At 71.9% G+C, this 16,625-nt stretch carries 16 protein-coding genes; 7 read left to right on the forward strand and 9 right to left on the reverse strand.

Annotated features, from left to right (window positions below; genetic code table 11):
* Positions 1–7: 7 nt before the first annotated feature.
* On the reverse strand, positions 8–598 hold the full coding sequence (locus FYW95_RS03265) for a DUF4352 domain-containing protein (RefSeq protein ID WP_236567673.1): 591 nt from the start codon (positions 596–598) through the stop codon (positions 8–10).
* A 301-nt stretch (positions 599–899) separates the two neighbouring features.
* Positions 900–1,823 (reverse strand): FAD-dependent oxidoreductase, encoded by a 924-nt coding sequence (locus FYW95_RS03275; RefSeq protein WP_159941491.1) that lies wholly within the window; start codon positions 1,821–1,823, stop codon positions 900–902.
* A 94-nt stretch (positions 1,824–1,917) separates the two neighbouring features.
* On the opposite strand from FYW95_RS03275, the gene FYW95_RS03280 reads away from it, so the two are divergent.
* Positions 1,918–2,376: a flavodoxin family protein gene (locus FYW95_RS03280; protein WP_159941492.1), complete on the forward strand. Its 459-nt coding sequence runs from the start codon at positions 1,918–1,920 to the stop codon at positions 2,374–2,376.
* Positions 2,377–2,596: 220 nt separating this feature from the next.
* Here the strand turns inward: FYW95_RS03280 and FYW95_RS03285 are convergent, their stop codons facing one another.
* Positions 2,597–3,973: an aspartate aminotransferase family protein gene (locus tag FYW95_RS03285; RefSeq protein ID WP_160049977.1), complete on the reverse strand. Its 1,377-nt coding sequence runs from the start codon at positions 3,971–3,973 to the stop codon at positions 2,597–2,599.
* Positions 3,974–4,203: 230 nt separating this feature from the next.
* Between FYW95_RS03285 and FYW95_RS03290 the strand changes: the two genes are divergently transcribed.
* The 6 genes from FYW95_RS03290 (at position 4,204) to FYW95_RS03315 (ending at position 11,611) form a co-directional block, all read left to right on the forward strand.
* Positions 4,204–5,652, forward strand: coding sequence for a gamma-aminobutyraldehyde dehydrogenase (locus tag FYW95_RS03290; protein WP_159941494.1), 1,449 nt, complete (start codon positions 4,204–4,206; stop codon positions 5,650–5,652).
* A 68-nt stretch (positions 5,653–5,720) separates the two neighbouring features.
* Positions 5,721–6,875, forward strand: a complete 1,155-nt coding sequence (locus FYW95_RS03295; protein ID WP_159941495.1) for an ABC transporter ATP-binding protein — start codon at positions 5,721–5,723, stop codon at positions 6,873–6,875.
* 47 nt (positions 6,876–6,922) lie between these two features.
* Positions 6,923–8,152 (forward strand): ABC transporter substrate-binding protein, encoded by a 1,230-nt coding sequence (locus FYW95_RS03300; protein ID WP_159941496.1) that lies wholly within the window; start codon positions 6,923–6,925, stop codon positions 8,150–8,152.
* A gap of 7 nt (positions 8,153–8,159) precedes the next feature.
* Positions 8,160–9,011 (forward strand): ABC transporter permease, encoded by an 852-nt coding sequence (locus FYW95_RS03305; protein WP_159941497.1) that lies wholly within the window; start codon positions 8,160–8,162, stop codon positions 9,009–9,011.
* A 5-nt stretch (positions 9,012–9,016) separates the two neighbouring features.
* On the forward strand, positions 9,017–9,853 hold the full coding sequence (locus FYW95_RS03310; protein WP_159941560.1) for an ABC transporter permease: 837 nt from the start codon (positions 9,017–9,019) through the stop codon (positions 9,851–9,853).
* A gap of 333 nt (positions 9,854–10,186) precedes the next feature.
* Entirely contained in the window at positions 10,187–11,611 is a 1,425-nt protein-coding gene (locus FYW95_RS03315) for an NAD(P)/FAD-dependent oxidoreductase (protein ID WP_160049978.1), read from the forward strand.
* A gap of 349 nt (positions 11,612–11,960) precedes the next feature.
* On the opposite strand, the gene FYW95_RS03320 is transcribed toward FYW95_RS03315, so the two are convergent.
* The 6 genes from FYW95_RS03320 to FYW95_RS03345 form a co-directional block, all read right to left on the reverse strand.
* Positions 11,961–13,526: a polyamine aminopropyltransferase gene (locus tag FYW95_RS03320; RefSeq protein WP_159941499.1), complete on the reverse strand. Its 1,566-nt coding sequence runs from the start codon at positions 13,524–13,526 to the stop codon at positions 11,961–11,963.
* A gap of 84 nt (positions 13,527–13,610) precedes the next feature.
* The gene (locus tag FYW95_RS03325; protein ID WP_159941500.1) at positions 13,611–14,039 is read right to left on the reverse strand and encodes a DUF350 domain-containing protein; all 429 of its coding nucleotides are present in this window, start codon (positions 14,037–14,039) and stop codon (positions 13,611–13,613) included.
* Positions 14,040–14,095: 56 nt separating this feature from the next.
* Positions 14,096–14,440 carry a hypothetical protein gene (locus FYW95_RS27540; protein ID WP_201294646.1) on the reverse strand — a complete coding sequence of 115 codons (345 nt, stop codon included), beginning with the start codon at positions 14,438–14,440 and terminating at the stop codon, positions 14,096–14,098.
* Positions 14,437–14,976: a DUF2617 family protein gene (locus FYW95_RS03335; RefSeq protein ID WP_159941501.1), complete on the reverse strand. Its 540-nt coding sequence runs from the start codon at positions 14,974–14,976 to the stop codon at positions 14,437–14,439. The genes FYW95_RS27540 and FYW95_RS03335 overlap by 4 nt, the downstream gene beginning before the upstream one ends.
* A gap of 7 nt (positions 14,977–14,983) precedes the next feature.
* On the reverse strand, positions 14,984–15,583 hold the full coding sequence (locus FYW95_RS03340; RefSeq protein WP_159941502.1) for a DUF4178 domain-containing protein: 600 nt from the start codon (positions 15,581–15,583) through the stop codon (positions 14,984–14,986).
* A 189-nt stretch (positions 15,584–15,772) separates the two neighbouring features.
* Positions 15,773–16,624, reverse strand: a complete 852-nt coding sequence (locus FYW95_RS03345; RefSeq protein WP_159941503.1) for a sulfurtransferase — start codon at positions 16,622–16,624, stop codon at positions 15,773–15,775.
* Position 16,625 lies beyond the last annotated feature (1 nt).

A 16,625-nucleotide genomic window follows, 5' to 3' on the forward strand; every position in this document is an offset into this window, starting at 1 on the left:
CCCTCCGTCAGATGCCCAGGTCGACCTCCACCTCGTTGCCGCCGCGGAAGCGCGAGCTCAGCCCGATGTGGGAGATCTCGGCCGCCGAGGGGACGTCGAAGGCGATGCTGACCCCCACCGGTGAGCCGTCGGCGGGCAGGTCCTGCCACATGGGGGTGCCGAGTTCGAGGGTGGCGCCGTAGTCCTCCTCTATCCGCTCGCCGGAGACGGTGTACACGTGCTGCTCATCGCGCCAGAACTCGTCCGATCCCGCCGCGGCCACGTCGATGTGCACGATGAGGTACTCACCGAGGGGCCGGTAGCCGCCGATCTCGTCGGTGACCTCGGTACCGGTGACCGAGAAGACCATGCCGTCGTGTTCGACGGACTCGTTCGGCCCCGGGGTGTCCGCGGCGGTCGGCGTGCCGCTGGCACCGTCCTCGTTCCCCTCACCCCGGTCGTTGAAGACGAAGGCGATGAGCACCACCATGACGACGCCGAGGACGAACAGCGTGCCGCAGCCCAGGCCGACCCACAGCCAGGGCGAGGCGCCGCCCGGCCGCTGTGGCGGCGGGGAGCCGGGCCCCTGCGGTCCGAACGGAGGGGGAGGGGGCCCCATGGGCGGCTGCCCTCCGGCCGGCGGCATTCCGCCGGGCGGCGGGAGCATGGGCGGCGGACCGCCGTGGCGGGGTCCGTGCGGGGGCGGAGGCTGACTCATGGCGGTCCCGGCTTTCTGCTGCGGACGGCGGCACCGTACGGGAGGCGGCGGTCGCGCGCCGCTTCCCTCCAGTGTGGCGGACGGGGCCGCACCGCACACTGTTCACCACACGGCCCCGACGCGGGAGGCCCCGAGCCGGGGCCTCCCGAGCGGCGGTCGGAACCGGTGCTGATCCGCACCGGTACGCCGTTGGCCGGCGGGCTCAGAGGCGGTCACTGATCCCGCGGAGAAGCCGCTCGAACGACCAGGTCGCGAAACCGGCGGGCAGGATCCCGGCTCCGCGCAGCGCGGCCTCGCCCTGGAACAGGGTGCGCGGCCCGGAGGTGGCCACGCCCCGGGCGGCCGCGGTGGCGGCCAGGCGGGCCTGCGGTCGGCGGGCCCGCTCGTAGGCGGCCAGCGCCGTGGACAGATCCGGGGCCTGGGCGAGGCGGCGCACCAGGGCCGACACGTCCCCCAGTGCCTGTCCGGTGCCCTGCGCCCAGGACAGGTCGATGAGCCACTGCAACTGGCCGTCGCCCGCGGGGTTGAGTCCCACGGTTCCCTCGCGCCCCAGGAACAGCAGTGCGCTCGAGCCCGGGTCGAAGGGCGCCGGGATGAGGCCCCGCCAGGTGGCCGCCCCGGTCGGCCGCGCCCGGGTGCCGGGGCCGAAGAGCGCGGTGCGCACCCGGGATCCGATGCCGTCGGCGCCGACGAGCAGGTCACCCGAGTACCGTTCGCCCTCCTCGGTCTCCGCGTGGACCGACCGGCCGTCGTCGCCCAGGTCGCGCAGGCGCGCGTCGAAGCGGACGGTTCCCGGCGGCAGACCCTCGGCGAGCCGGGCGAGCAGCGCGCGGCGGGGGACCACCACCGTGGGGGAGCCGAGCCGGGCCTCCAACCGCCGGGTGTCCACCGACATCACCGGTCGATCCCGGGTGCTGCGCACCTCGACGGCGTCGACGCTCTGACCGGTGTCCTTGACCCCCAGGTCCTCCGGGACCGCCGTGCCGTTGGCCCAGAGCAGGACGGCGCAGCCCCCGCCGCGCGGCTCGGGGCTCTGTTCCAGGACGGTCACCTCGTGTCCCGCGGCCAGCAGTCCCCGGGCCGCCACCAGTCCGGCGATTCCGGCCCCCACGACGAGAACGCGCATGCCCAACCTCCACGGCTTGTAATACTACGGAGGGTAGTACTACGGAGCGTCGAAGAACAGGGGGTTTCCGGGGTCCGGCTCCTAGGCTGGGGGCATGGCACGACTGCTCATCGTTCACCACACGGTCTCGCCCGCCACCCAGGAGCTGCTGGGCGCGGTCCTGGACGGCGCCCGCAACGACGAGGTCGAGGGGGTGGAGGTGCGAGCCGAGGCGGCGCTGTCGGCCACGGCCAGTGACCTGCTGGGCGCCGACGCCCTGGTCCTGGGCACCCCCGCCAACATCGGCTACATGTCCGGCGCCCTCAAGGTCTTCTTCGACACGGTCTTCTACCCCGCGCAGGGGGCCACCGCCGGGCTGCCCTACGCCCTGTACGTGCACGGGGACAACGACACCTCCGGCGCGGTCCGCGCGGTGGAGTCCATCGCCAAGGGCGTCGGGTGGGAGCGGTGCCGGCCGCCGGTCACGGTGACCGGCCGCCCGGACGCCGCGGCCCGTGAGGCCTGCTGGGAACTGGGTGCCGTATCCGCCCTGGCCGCGCTCGGCCAGGTGTGATCCCGGTCAGGTCGGGTCGGCCCCGGGTGACGCTGAGGTACGAGGGCCTCCCCGAAGCCGCGCGGCACGTCTGACGGGAGGCCCCGGGGTCCCCCCTGGCGGGCCGCCGGAGCCGGACGCGCGACGGCGCCCCCGCTCAGAGGAGCGGGGGCGCCCACCCGTGCCAGGGGGTCGTTCGGGCGCCCGAACCCGGGCCGGAGCGGCCCGGGAGCAGCGCGGCCTAGATGCGGTCCCAGGCCTCGGTGAGGACCTTGCGCAGGATGCGCTCGATCTCGTCGAAGTGCTCCGGGCCGCAGGTCAGCGGCGGGGACAGCTGCACGACCGGCTCGCCCCGGTCGTCGGCGCGGCAGACCAGCCCGGCCTCGAAGAGCGCCCCCGACAGGAAGCCCTTGAGCAGCCGCTGCGCCTCCTCGTCGGTGAAGGTCTCCTTGGTCTCCTTGTCCTTGACCAGCTCGATCCCGTAGAAGAACCCGTCGCCGCGCACGTCGCCGACGATCGGCAGGTCCAGCAGCCTCTCCAGGGTGGCGCGGAAGACGGGCGCGTTCTCGCGCACGTTCTCCAGCACGCCCTCCCTCTCGAAAAGGTCGAGGTTGGCCAGCGCGGCCGCGGCGGCCACCGGGTGCCCGGCGAAGGTGACACCGTGCAGGAAGGCCGCGCCCTCCTCCTTGAAGGGCTCCATGAGCCGCTCACGGGCGATCAGCCCGCCCAGCGGCACGTAGCCGCTGGTGGCGCCCTTGGCGAAGGTGATGATGTCGGGCAGGTACCCGTACTTGGTGGCGCCGAAGTACTCTCCCAGGCGGCCGAAGGCGCAGATGACCTCGTCGGAGACCATCAGGACCCCGTGTCGGTCGCAGATCTCGCGCACCCGCTGCAGGTACCCGGGCGGCGGCGGGAAGCAGCCCCCGGAGTTCTGCACGGGCTCGACGAAGACCGCGGCCACGGTCGCGGGGTCGTTCTGGACGATGGCCTCCTCGATCTGGTCGGCCGCCCAGCGGCCGAAGGCCTCCAGGTCGTCCCCGTGCTGGGGCGCGCGGTAGAAGTTCGTGTTCGGAACCTGCACGGTGCTGGGAACCAGCGGCTCGAACGGGGTCTTGATCGCCTGCAGGCCCGTGATCGCCAGTGCGCCCATGCTGCTGCCGTGGTAGGCGATCCGCCTGCTGATCACCTTGTGCCGGGTGGGCTCGCCGATCGCCTTGAAGTACTGGCGGGCCAGCTTCCAGGCGGACTCGACGGCCTCCGAGCCGCTGGTGGTGAAGAAGACCCGGTTGAGGTCGCCCGGCGCCAGGCCGGCGAGGCGCTCGGCCAGTTCGGCCGCCTTGGGGTGCGCGTAGGTCCAGATCGGGAAGTAGGCCAGCTCGCGTGCCTGCTCGGCGATGGCGTCGGCGATCTCGGCCCTGCCGTGGCCCACCTGGGAGACGAACAGCCCGGCCAGGCCGTCCAGGTACCGCTTCCCGTCGGTGTCGTAGACGTAGGCGCCCTCGCCCCGCGTGATGACGGGGACGTCGGCGTCGTCGTAGACGGCCATCTCCGTGAAGTGCATCCACAGATGGTCCTTGGCGGCCCGCTGGAGTTGCTCCGGGCTCAGGTGCGCTGCCACTTGGTGCTCCAAGATCGCTGGGTGGTGCGGGGACCGTGCGGTCGACCCGGGGGTCATCGGACTAGGACCCGCTCAATAGAAATAGTGGCATCTGTGGCCGTTCTGTCAAGTATCCGTCGTGAAATCGAATTTTTACAACGGAATCCCTTGATCTCGCTGGTCATGGGTGGCAGTGTGACGGTTCACAGCCTCATGTGTGCCCCAGCGCACCCGACCAGCAGGGAGCCGTAGTGACCCAGGAGTCCGGACTCGACCACCTCCGCAACTTCGTCGGCGGGGAGTACGTCGACACCGCGGACGGGATCCGCGGCGACCTCGTCGACCCGGCCACCGGCAAGGTCTTCGCCACCGCCCCGGTGTCCACCGCCGAGGACGTCGACCACGCCTTCAAGGTCGCCCAGCGCGCCTTCGACGACGAATGGCGCGACTGGACCCCCGCCCAGCGCCAGATCGCCCTCAACAAGTTCGCCGACCGGGTCGAGGAGCGCGCCGACGAGCTGGTCGAGGCCGAGGTCCGCAACTGCGGCAAGCCGGTCGGCCTCACCCGCTCCGAGGAGATCGCCCAGGTCCTGGACGCCCTGCGCTTCTTCGCGGGCGCCGCCCGCAACCTGGAGGGCCGGGCCGCGGCCGAGTACATGGCCGACCACACCTCCTGGATCCGCCGCGAGCCGTTGGGCGCCGTCGGCCAGATCACCCCCTGGAACTACCCGATGGCCATGGCGGCCTGGAAGATCGGTCCCGCCCTGGCCGCGGGCAACACCATCGTCCTCAAGCCCTCCGACACCACCCCGGTCTCCACGCTGCTGCTGGCCGAGATCGCCGCCGAGTTCCTGCCGCCGGGCGTGTTCAACGTCGTCGCCGGGGACCGCGACACCGGCCGCGCCCTGGTCGACCACCCCGCCCCCCGGCTGATCTCCCTCACCGGTTCCACCCGAGCCGGGTACGAGGTCGCCCAGGCCGGGTCGCGCGACCTCAAGCGCCTGCACCTGGAGCTGGGCGGCAAGGCCCCCGTGCTGGTCTTCGACGACGCAGACGTCGAGCGCGCCGCCGCCGGGATCGCCGAGGCCGGGTACTTCAACGCCGGGCAGGACTGCACCGCCGCCACCCGCGTGCTGGCCGCCCCCGGCATCCACGACGACCTCGCCGCCGCCCTGGCCGAGCAGGCCCGCAACACCGTCACCGCCCCGCCGAGCAACCCCGACGCCGCCTACGGCCCGGTCAACAACGCGGGCCAACTGGCCCGCGTCAGCGGCTTCCTGGAGCGCACCCCCGACCACGCCGAGATCCTCGCGGGCGGTTCCCGGGTCGGCGACGAGGGCTACTTCTACGCCCCGACCGTGGTGGCCGGACTGCGCCAGGGCGACGAGATGGTCACCGACGAGATCTTCGGCCCGGTCATCACGGTTCAGCGCTTCACGGATGAGGAAACCGCTGTGAACTGGGCAAACTCCGTAGAATACGGTCTGGCGTCCAGCGTGTGGACCCGCGACCACGCCCGTGCGCTACGGGTCTCGCGCCGCCTGGACTTCGGCTGCGTGTGGATCAACACCCACATCCCGGTCACCGCGGAGATGCCGCACGGCGGCTTCAAGCACTCGGGCTACGGCAAGGACCTGTCGATGTACTCCTTCGACGAGTACACCCGGGTCAAGCACGTCATGAGCTACATCGGCGACTGACCCCGGCCGGGCGCACGGCCCGGTACCCGGCCCACCAGGAACGAGAGAGTGATAGGAATCTCCCCGCCATGGCTCCCACCAGCACCACCCAGCCCGAGGCCCCCGACACCGGCACCGCCCCGGCGGCGGGTCCCGCCATCAGCCTGACCGGAGTGGTCAAGTCCTTCCGGTCCGGCTCCGAGACGGTGCGCGCGGTCAACGGCGTCGACCTGGAGATCGAACGGGGGGAGTTCTTCTCACTTCTCGGTCCGTCCGGCTGCGGCAAGACGACCACCATGCGCATGATCGCCGGGTTCGAGGACCCCACCGAGGGCGTCGTGTGCCTCGACGGCCGCGACGTCACCGGTGTGGCCGCCAACCACCGCGACGTCAACATGGTCTTCCAGAGCTACGCGCTCTTCCCGCACATGAGCGTGGCCGACAACGTCGCCTTCGGGCTCAGGCGCAAGAAGGTGGCCAAGGCCGAGGTCACCCGCCGGGTCGCCCGGATGCTCGACCTGGTCGAACTCGGCCACCGCGCCAAGCACCGCCCCTCGCAGCTGTCCGGCGGGCAGCAGCAGCGCGTGGCCCTGGCCCGCGCCCTCGTCAACGAGCCCGCCGCCCTGCTCCTGGACGAGCCGCTCGGAGCCCTGGACCTCAAGCTCCGCCAGTCCATGCAGGTCGAGCTCAAGCGCATCCAGCGCGAGGTCGGCATCACCTTCGTCTACGTCACGCACGACCAGGGCGAGGCGCTGACCATGTCCGACCGCATCGCCGTGATGAACCACGGCGTGGTCGAACAGCTCGGCGCGCCCACCGAGATCTACGAGCGGCCCGCCACCCGCTTCGTCGCCGACTTCATCGGTACCAGCAACCTCCTGCGCGGCGTGGTCGGCCCCGCGTCCGGGGACCTGTGGAAGGTGGAGGTGGCCTGCGCCTCCACCGCCCTGGCCGCCGAGCTTCCCGCCCAGGTCTCCACCGGCTCCCACGTGCACCTGACCGTGCGCCCGGAGAAGGTCCGCATCTCCGCGGCCCGGCCCGAGGGCGAGGTCAGCCGCCTGCCCGGCACGGTCACCGAGACCGTCTACATGGGTTCGTCGACCCACTACCAGGTGGACGTCGGTGACGGAGAGGAGGTCACGGTCTACCAGCAGAACTCCGCCAGCTCCGCCCTGGCCGCCGAGCGCGGCGAGCGGGTGTGGCTGTCCTGGCCGCCGGAGCACTCCTACGTCCTCCCCGCCTGACCGGCCCGACCGACCACCGTCCAGACCCCCGAAGTAGGTAACGACGCATGAACCGACGCTCCGACCCCGCCCTCCTGCGCGGACTGACCCGCGCCCGCCTCACCCGCCGCCACACCCTCCAGGCCGGCGGCGCGGCCGCCGCCGCGCTCGCCCTGGCCTCCTGCGGCGTCGGCGGCCAACAGCGCGACCCGGCCGAGGACGGGAACTACTGGTCCGACAAGGAGCGCACGGGCAACCTGCGCTGGGCCAACTGGCCGCTCTACATGGACTCCGAGCGCACCCAGATCCAGCAGTTCACCGAGGCCACCGGGATCAGGGTCGACTACAAGGAGGACGTGCACGAGGCGCCGTCGTTCTTCGGGCAGATCCAGCCCAAGCTCGCCAACGGCGACGACATCGGCTACGACCTCATGGTCCTGACCAACGGCTTCGAGCTCGCCAAGCTCATCGAGCTCGGCTACCTGGTCCAGCTGGACCACACCAGGCTCCCCGCCTTCGCCGAGTACGCCGGGGAGGTCTACCAGAACTCCACGTTCGACCCCGGCAACAAGTACACGGTCCCCTACGCCTCGGGCATCACCGGCATCGCCTACAACCCCGAGTACGTCGACCGCGAGATCACCAGCCTCAAGGACCTGTGGGACCCCGAGTTCGCGGGCAAGGTCGGGATGTTCGCCGACCCGCAGGAGATCGCCAACTTCGGCCTGCTCGCCAACGGCGTCCGCCCCGGGGAGTCCACCCCGGAGGACTGGGAGGCCGCCGCCGACAAGCTCCGCGAGCAGCGCGACTCCGGCGTGGTGCGCTCCTACTACGAGCAGGACTACATCCAGCCGCTCACCACGGGCGACCTGTGGATGACCATGGCCTGGTCCGGCGACATCTACCAGCAGAACGCCGAGGAGGGCACGAACCTGAAGTTCGTCATCCCCGACGAGGGTGCCACGCTGTGGACCGACAACCTGATGATCCCGTACACCTCCAAGGCCCCGGTCGACGCCATCGAGCTCATGAACTTCCTCTACGAGCCGGAGATCGCCACCGGGCTGACCGAGTACATCGGCTACATCTCCCCGGTCCCGCACGCGCAGGAGGTCATGGCCGAGTGGGCCGACGCCGAGAGCGACGGGGAGCGCGCCGAGGCCCTGCGCGAGATGTCCGAGAGCAGCCTGGTCTTCCCCGACGAGGGCGACTACCAGAAGCTCCACAACTACGTCGCCCTGCCGCCCGACCAGCAGGGGGAGTTCTCCTCCCTCTTCCAGGCAGTCACGCAGAGCTGAGCCGCACATGAACCGTAAGATCACGCCCTACGTGCTGGTCCTGCCGGCGTGGGCCTGGCTGGCACTGTTCTTCGTGGTGCCCATCGGCGGGATGCTGTCCCTGTCGCTGACCACCGGAAACGTGGTCACCGGCTTCCAGCAGACCTTCGAGGTGGGCAACTACGCCACCGCCGTCGGCACCTACTGGGAGCAGATCCTGCGCTCCCTGTTCTACGGGGCCTGCGCGACCCTGGTGTGCATCGCCCTGGGCTACCCCATGGCGTACTGGATCGCCTTCCGGGGCGGGGCCTACAAGTCCACCTACCTGCTGCTGGTCCTGCTGCCCTTCTTCGTCTCGTTCGTGCTGCGCACCATCTCCTGGCGCTTCTTCCTCGCCGACAACGGCGTGGTGCTCGGCACGCTCAAGAACATCGGCCTGCTCCCGGACGGCTTCGCGGTGCTGAACTCCGCGCCCGCGGTCATCCTCGGCCTGGCCTACAACTTCCTGCCCTTCATGGTCCTGCCGATCTACGCGGTCCTGGAGCGCATGGACCCGCACCTGGTGGAGGCCGCGCACGACCTGTACTCCAACCGGATCCAGGCCTTCGCGCGGGTGATCCTGCCGGTGTCCCTGCCCGGGGTGTTCGCCGGCGTGCTGATGACCTTCATCCCCACCAGCGCCGACTACGTCAACGCCTCGGTCCTGGGCGGAACGCACAACACGATGATCGGCAACGTCATCCAGACGCAGTACCTGGTCAACAACAACTACCCGATCGCCGCATCGATCACCTTCGTCCTCATGGGCCTCCTGCTCGTCGGGATCTTCAGCTACGCCAGGGCCCTGGGCACCGAGAAGGTCATGGAGGTGCACGCGTGAGCACCCTGACGCAGACCCCGCCGGACGCACCGACCGGGGACCGGCCGCCGAGACGGCGCCGCCGCGTCCGCGTGGACTGGGGCCGCTACCACACCTGGGCCGTCCTGGCCTGGCTGTTCGCCCCGATCCTGTTCATGATCGCGTTCAGCTTCAACGACCCGGCCGGCCGCCACAACATCACGTGGCAGGGCTTCACGCTGAAGTGGTACCAGAACGCCTTCGCGCACTCCGAGCTGAACGAGGCGATGTTCAACTCGGTCAGCATCGCCCTGCTGACGATGGTGCTCGCGGGCGGCCTGGGCACCCTGCTGGGGCTGGCGCTGGGCAGGTTCAGCTTCCGCGGCAAACAGCTCACCAACCTGGTGATGTTCGCGGCCATCAGCGCCCCCGAGGTGGTGCTCGGCGCCGCGCTGCTGTCCACGTTCCTCATGATGAACGTGACCACCGGCTACTGGACGACCGTGATCGCGCACGTGATGTTCTGCGTGTCCTTCGTCGCCATCACCGTGCGGGCCCGCGTCATCACCCTGGACCCGCGCCTGGAGGAGGCCGCCCGCGACCTGGGCGCCGGGCCGTGGGACACGTTCCGGCTGGTGACCCTGCCCATGCTCTCCCCCGCCATCATGGCGGGCGGGCTGCTGGCCTTCGCCCTGTCCATCGACGACTACATCATCACCTCGTTCGTCAGCGGCGACGTCACCACCTTCCCGCTGTGGATCTGGGGCGCCACCCGTGTGGGCATCCCGCCCCAGGTGAACGTGATGGGCACCCTGCTGTTCGCGGTGGGCCTGCTCATGGCCGTCATCAACATCGTCACGGCCCGCCGCCGGAACGCGGCCTGACGGAGCGTACCGGCGCCGGGGGCCGGGCGGGTTCTGGCTCTTCCGCCCGGTCCCGGAGCCGCGGCGCGGCCCCCGCGGGGCGCGCCGGTGTGTCCACCCCAGCCAGGCAGGGCCGAATAACGCCCGGCGGTGGGCCCTCCCGGGCGTGGTTTCTGCCTGAGCCGGCGCACGTCAGGCGGGCACCGGCCTCAGCGCGGACACGGGGGTTCGGTGATTCCGGTGGCGGCGGTCCGCCCGAGGGGCGGACCGCTCCGCCCTGACCCGCTCCGCAGGGGTCTGAGTCCTCCCCGGACCGAAGGCCGGGGTCTCCTCGCAAGAAATCAGGTGATACTCATGGCCGACGGAACGAGCGAGAGGGTGGTCAGGGCCCTGGCGGACACCCGCCCCCGGGTCTTCTGGCTCGACCCCGACGTTCCGGGGCACGACGTCCCCGAGCCCGCGCCCGCCCTGGTCGGCGACGCCTTCGCCGACCTGGTGGTGGTCGGCGCCGGGTTCAGCGGGCTGTGGACCGCGCTGATCGCCAAGGAGCGCGACCCCGACCGCGACGTGGTGCTGGTGGAGGCCCGCACCGCCGGGTGGGCGGCCTCCGGGCGCAACGGCGGGTTCTGCGCCGCCAGCCTCACCCACGGCTACGACAACGGCGCCGAGCGCTGGCCCGAGGAGATCGCCGAGCTCGAACGCCAGGGACACGCCAACCTCGACGCCATCGAGGAGGCGGTGGCCCGGTACGGCATCGACTGCGAGTTCGAGCGCACCGGGGAGATCCTCGTCGCCACCGAGCCCTGGCAGGCCGAGGGGTTCGCCGAGTCCGCCGCCACGATGAACGGCCTGGGCTACGCCGCCCAGGTCTGGGACGCCGAGCGGATCCGCCGCGAGGTCGACTCGCCCACCTACGTGGCGGCGCTGTACGAACCCGACGGCGTGGCCATGGTCCACCCCGCCAAGCTCGCCTGGGGCCTGCGCGAGACCTGCCTGCGGCTCGGGGTGCGGATCTTCGAGAACACCCCGGTGCGGGCGATCCGGTCCGTGCCCGCGGGCCTGCGCCTGGAGACCTCCGGCGGCGCCGTGCACGCGCCCAGGGTGGCCTGGGGTACCGGGGCCCTCCCCGGCCCGCTGCGCCGCCTCAGGCACTACCTGGCCCCGGTCTACGACTACGCGCTGATGACAGAGCCGCTCTCCGAAGGGCAGATGGCGTCGCTGGGCTGGAAGGGCCGTCAGGGGTTGTCCGACGCGGCCAACTTCTTCCACTACTACCGGCTCACCGCGGACAACCGGATCCTGTGGGGCGGCTACGACATCGTCCACCACTACGGCGGGAAGGTGCGCCCCGAGTACGACCAGCGCCCGGAGACCTTCCGCACCCTCGCGGAGCACTTCTTCGCCACCTTCCCCCAGTTGGGGGACGTGCGGTTCACGCACAGCTGGGGCGGGGTCATCGACACGTGCAGCCGCTTCTCCGCCTTCTTCGGCACCGGGTACGGGGGCCGCCTGGCCTACGCCGCCGGGTACACGGGGCTGGGCGTGGGCGCGACCCGCTTCGGCGCAGAGGTGATGCTGGACCGCCTCGACGGCCTGGACACCGAGCGGACCCGGCTGCGGATGGTCCGGGAGAAGCCGCTGCCCTTCCCGCCCGAGCCGGTGCGCTCCCTGGGCATCGGGCTGACCCTGCGCGCGACCGCGGCCGCCGACCGCAACGGCGGACGCCGCAACCTGTGGCTGCGCGCGCTGGACGCGGTGGGGCTCGGCTTCGACAGCTGAGGGCCGGTCGGGGAACCGGGCCGCCAGCGCACCGGCCGCCCGGCTCCCCGACCGGCCAGCTGGGTGGAAAGGCGGGCACAAGTCCGGGTAAGGGCTTGTCCGCGGCGGTGCCGGGGACGGCGTGGCGTGCTCGCGCGCCACCCCTACCGGGGCAAGATGGGCCAGGTCACGGGGAAACGGGACGAATGCGTACGCACGTCGCGCGACCCCGACCCCGCACCAGGCACACCGCGTGGCCGCCCACCGACCCGGGTCCTCAGGCCGCGCGGTGCCTCTTCCCCGGGGGACCCCGGGCTCCTCCTTCCGGAGGCCGCGCTCCCCCCGGAGGCCGGACCCGGGTCGGGGGCCGTCAGTAGCCCCGCCAGGCGCCCTGGTGGTAGCCGATCACCCGCGGGTGCATGAGGGTCGACTCCCGGACCTCTCCCCCGCGGCGGTCCTTCGGGAAGACCTGGGCCGCGGCCAGCAGCGAGTCGTCCAGGAAGCGCAGTTCGGGTGCGTCCTCGGGAACGCGCAGGTCGGGCGGCCCGTCGGCGGCGGCGAGGTAGAACCCCCAGTTGCCGAACGTCGGCACGTCCACGTTGTAGGGGGTCGCGGCCAGCCCGGCCTCCTCCAAGGAACGGCCCACGCTCCAGTAGGCGTCCGGGGCGAAGAAGGGCGAACCCGACTGCACCACCACCCGGCCCCCCTCGTCCAGGGCTTGGCGCAGGAGCGCGTAGAACTCGACGGTGTAGAGCTTGGCGGTGCCCACGTCGGTTCCGTCCGGCAGGTCGGCCACGACCACGTCGAAACGCTCCCCGTTGTCGCGCAGCCACTGGAAGGCGTCGGCGTTGACCACGCGCAGGCGCGGGTCCCCGAAGGAGTCCCCGTTGAGGTCGCGGATCACCGGGTTGGTGGCGGCCAGCTCGATCACGGCCGGGTCCAGGTCCACCAGGGTCACCGAGGCGACGTCGTCGTAGGCGAGGATCTCGCGCAGGGCCAGCCCGTCGCCGCCGCCCAGCACCAGGACCTCCTCGTGCGGCCCCGCCATCGCCGGGTGCACCAGGGACTCGTGGTAGCGGTACTCGTCCAGGGTGGAGAACTGCAGGTCCCCGTTGAGGAACATGCGGGTGTCCCGGCCGTCCAGGGAACGGGTGAGCACGATCTCCTGGTACTCCGAGCGCTCGGCGTGCACGATCGGGTCGCGGTACAGGGCCTGGCGGGCGTCCACCTCGAACCGGTCGGCGTAGAGGTAGGCCAGGCCCAGCACGGCGAGGACGAGGGCCAGGCCCAGGCTCAGCCCGACGCGGGCGCGCCGGGACAGCTCGCCGCGGAAGAGCCACAGCACCACCGCCACGCCGACCACCGCGTTGAGCGCGCCCACCATCAGCGCCCCCTTGGGCAGCCCCAGCAGCGGCAGCAGCAGGAAGGGGAAGGCCAGGCCCCCGATCAGCCCGCCCACGTAGTCGGCCGCGAACAGGTCGGCCACCGCCTCGGAGGCCTCCTGCCGGCGGATGCGCTGGATCAGCGTCATCAGCAGCGGGATCTCCATGCCGATGAGGGCGCCGATGACGAAGGCCAGCAGCACCAGGGCGGGCTGGTAGGCGGAGAACCACGCGAAGGCCCCGTACAGCAACAGCACCGACAGGCCGCCGACCAGCGAGAGCAGTCCCTCGATCACCGCGAAGGAGCTGGCTGGGCGGGCCTGGAAGCGCTTGGACAGCAGCGAGCCGACCCCCATGGCGAAGACCATCACGGACAGGACCACGGAGGCCTGGGTGATGGTGTCGCCCAGCAGGTAGCTGCCGATGGCCACGAGCGCCAGCTCGTACACCAGGCCGCAGGCGGCGCAGACGAACACCGCCAGCAGCACGAGGAAGCGGGCCGCCCGGGCCGGTACCGGGAGCCCGGGTCGTGTGCGTGCGGCGGTCTCAGTCAACGCGGGTGCCTTCGTCCGGTGGTGCGTGCGGCCGGAGCCCGGCCGTTCGGTGCTGCTGGGGGCGGCGCCGGGGCGCCGCCGGGGTCAGGTCAGGGCCGCGGCGACGACCACGGCGATCGCGATGTGCGCGGATGCGCTCACCCAGGTGGCCGGGTGCGGTTCGCTGTCGCTGATCATGCGGGCGATCTTGGCCGGGGTGATGGCGTCGATCAGCAGGAAGGACAGCGCCATGACCGCCAGTCCGATCAGGCCGTAGACGGCGGTCGAGAGCAGTCCGGCGCCCAGTCCGATCTCGGAGTCGCTGGACAGGATCGCCGAGGTGACGACGACGGCGGAGCCCAGCGTGTTGGCGGACACGAGCAGCACGGCGTTGCGGTTGCGCTCCTCCCAGATGAGCTGGTGCAGCTTGCCGGGGGTGAGCAGGTCGGTGAGCAGGTAGCCCACCACGAGCACGGCGATGCCCACTCCGCCGTAGGCGAGGGCAGCGAGGGAGTTGAAGAGGATCTCGTTCATGGTCCTGTCCGCTGGTGAGGGGATGTGTGGGAGGAGGTACTGGAGGTGAGGGGGCGCTACTTGCCGAAACCGCTGCCGCCGCCACGGGTGTTGCTGCCGCTGCCGTTGCTCTGGCTGCTGCCGCCGTAGTCGTTGTTCCGGTTGCTGCTGTAGCTGCTACCGCTGTTGCCGCTGCTTCCGCCGAAGAAGAAGAACCCTCCGCCCGAGGAGCCGGAGGAGGACGACTCGCAGTCATCGTCGTCGTAGCCCTCGACGGCGACCACGTCGTCGTCCGGGCAGTAGCGGTTGTTGTCGCTGGTGCAGGCGCTGAGCAGGAACAGGATCAGGAGGATGCCGCCGATCACGGCGAAGACGGCGATCACGGTGTTCCTGCCGTCGTGGGGTTCCTCGTATGCCTTCATGGGGCGCTTCTCTCAGGGGTGGGGGGCGTGGTCACTGTCGAGGAGGTCGTCACCAGTTCGCCACTCTGCGGGTAGGCGTGCCAGGTGCGCCAGCGGGTCCGTCCCGCGCGGTCGCGGGACAGGCTCAGCGCCGTGACGGCGAGGGGGTCTCCCGGGAAGGCGACGAGCAGGCCGTCGGGGGAGTCGGCCACCTCTCGGCGGAGCCGGTCCACCCGCCGGGTCAGCGCGGTGCGCGACAGGCGCTCCACGAGCGAGGTGAAGCGGTAGCGCCCGGAGCGCTCGGCCCGGTCCGGCAGGCCGCCGGGGAGTCCGGGGAGGCAGGCCACGGTCTCCACCAGGGGCGTGTCCGCGGCCGGTGCCGCCGCCTCGGGGGTGAGGGCCACCTGGTGGGAGGCCCCGAGCACGCGGAGTTCGACCCGGGCCCCGGGAACCCGCAGGGTGCGGGCGGCCAGGGCCTCCACCAGCGGGTGGCCCAGGGTCCAGACCAGGTCGTCGGCCCGGGTGTCGACGAAGGGGGTGCTGATGCTCGCGAGCACGCTCCGCTCAGCTCCCCGGGTAGATGGTGAAGGTGCCGGGCGCGACCTTGGTGCCGGTGCTGGCCTCCCAGCGGCCGTGGTCGAAGCGCTCGAAGGACAGCAGCCTGCCGTCGCTGGACTCGTAGTCGGCGTAGTCCATGCCGCCCTCGGCCCTGAGGCCGGTGGTGCCCTCGGAGCGGTAGGAGCCGCTGCCCTTCTCCTGGAGTTCGTAGACCACGCCCTCCAGTTCGACGGACCTGCCCTGGGGGATGATGTCGACGTCGGGGCGGCCGGTCCACAGGGCGATCTCCACGTCGGGGTCCGCCTCCACCGAGAGCCAGCGCTTGCCTCCCTCGACCTCCAGGAAGTGCTCCGACCAGGTGTACCCGCCCTCGGACAGGCGCAGGGTGCCGCGGATCCAGGTGCGCTCGACGCCCCAGTCGATCATGTCGCCCGCCTTGAGCGCGAGGGGGTCGCCCGCGGTGCCGTCGTCCTTGTCGGCGAAGGGGTCCCGCGGGGGCAGCGGGGCCGGGGGAGCGGAGTCCCGCCCGCGCGAGCGCCGCGCGTAGACCACGGCGGCGATCACGGCCGCGACGGCGACGACGATGAGCAGCAGCAGGATTTCCATGGCCAGGGTTCCTCGCTTCGCGACGGGGGTGGGGGCGGACGGCGCGGCCCCTGTTCGGGACCCCTCCCCGGGCCGGGCCATCCTACTGGGGCTTTGACGCCGCCGACAGATGCGAGGTTCCGGACATAAGGGGCAAAAACCCGAGAGGTCCGGAGCTTTCGCGGACGGCCCGGGGCGGGCGGGCCCGGGTCAGGCCCAGGGGTCGCCGGTCTCCACGGGAAGTGTGTCGTCGCCGCCCCACCGGCTCCACGAGCCCGGGTACAGGCGGGCGCCGCGGTACCCCGCGTGCTCCAGGGCGAGCAGGTCGTGGCAGGCGGTGACCCCGGACCCGCAGTAGGCGGTGACGGTGGCGGCGGAGTCGGCGCCCAGTGCCGCGAAGCGTTCCCGCAGGTTTTCCGGACTGGCCAGGAAACCGTCACCGTCCAGGTTCCGAACCCACTCGGCGCCGCGCGCGCCGGGGATGTGCCCGGGCCGGGCGTCCGCGGGGGCGGGCTGCTCGCCGGTGTAGCGGCCGTGGACGCGTGCGTCCAGCAGCAGGTGCGCCGGGTCGCCCGTGCGGGCCCGCACCTGCTCGGTGTCCGCGACCCGGTCCCCGGGCCAGGGCACCGGGGTGCGGTGGACGGGCTCGGGGGTGACCTCGCCCTCCTCCAGCGGTCCGTCCCACGCCCGGAGGCCGCCGTCCAGGAAGGCCGCGGGGGTGCCCAGGACGCGCAGCATCCACACGAGGCGGGCGGCGACAGAACCGCCCGCGTCGTCGTAGACGACTACGCGGGAGTCGTCGCCGATGCCGAGACGGCCCAGGGTGCGGGCGAACGCGTCGGGGCCGGGGAGCGGGTGGCGGCCGCCCTCGGGGCTGGCCGGCGCGGCGAGGTCGGCGTCCAGGTCGGTGAAGACCGCGCCCGGAAGGTGGCCGGAGCGGTGGGCGTCGCGGCCGGAGCGGCCGTCGAGGTACCACCGGGAGTCGACGAGGACGACCTGGTCACGGTGCGCGCGGAGCCAGTCGGCCGAGACGGCCACCGGAAGCGTCAGGGGTTCGGACATG

Origin of the sequence: Nocardiopsis sp. FR4 (genome assembly GCF_009830945.1) — a bacterium.
Lineage (GTDB): Bacteria > Actinomycetota > Actinomycetes > Streptosporangiales > Streptosporangiaceae > Nocardiopsis.

What these genes read in the sequence shown, in the direction of transcription:
- FYW95_RS03265 (WP_236567673.1), bottom strand. Translation starts at nt 598, where the DNA reads ATGGGGCCCCCTCCCCCTCCGTTCGGACCGCAGGGGCCCGGCTCCCCG.
- FYW95_RS03275 (WP_159941491.1), bottom strand. Translation starts at nt 1,823, where the DNA reads ATGCGCGTTCTCGTCGTGGGGGCCGGAATCGCCGGACTGGTGGCGGCC.
- FYW95_RS03280 (WP_159941492.1), top strand. Translation starts at nt 1,918, where the DNA reads ATGGCACGACTGCTCATCGTTCACCACACGGTCTCGCCCGCCACCCAG.
- FYW95_RS03295 (WP_159941495.1), top strand. Translation starts at nt 5,721, where the DNA reads ATGGCTCCCACCAGCACCACCCAGCCCGAGGCCCCCGACACCGGCACC.
- FYW95_RS03300 (WP_159941496.1), top strand. Translation starts at nt 6,923, where the DNA reads ATGAACCGACGCTCCGACCCCGCCCTCCTGCGCGGACTGACCCGCGCC.
- FYW95_RS03305 (WP_159941497.1), top strand. Translation starts at nt 8,160, where the DNA reads ATGAACCGTAAGATCACGCCCTACGTGCTGGTCCTGCCGGCGTGGGCC.
- FYW95_RS03315 (WP_160049978.1), top strand. Translation starts at nt 10,187, where the DNA reads ATGGCCGACGGAACGAGCGAGAGGGTGGTCAGGGCCCTGGCGGACACC.
- FYW95_RS03325 (WP_159941500.1), bottom strand. Translation starts at nt 14,039, where the DNA reads ATGAACGAGATCCTCTTCAACTCCCTCGCTGCCCTCGCCTACGGCGGA.
- FYW95_RS27540 (WP_201294646.1), bottom strand. Translation starts at nt 14,440, where the DNA reads ATGAAGGCATACGAGGAACCCCACGACGGCAGGAACACCGTGATCGCC.
- FYW95_RS03340 (WP_159941502.1), bottom strand. Translation starts at nt 15,583, where the DNA reads ATGGAAATCCTGCTGCTGCTCATCGTCGTCGCCGTCGCGGCCGTGATC.
- FYW95_RS03345 (WP_159941503.1), bottom strand. Translation starts at nt 16,624, where the DNA reads ATGTCCGAACCCCTGACGCTTCCGGTGGCCGTCTCGGCCGACTGGCTC.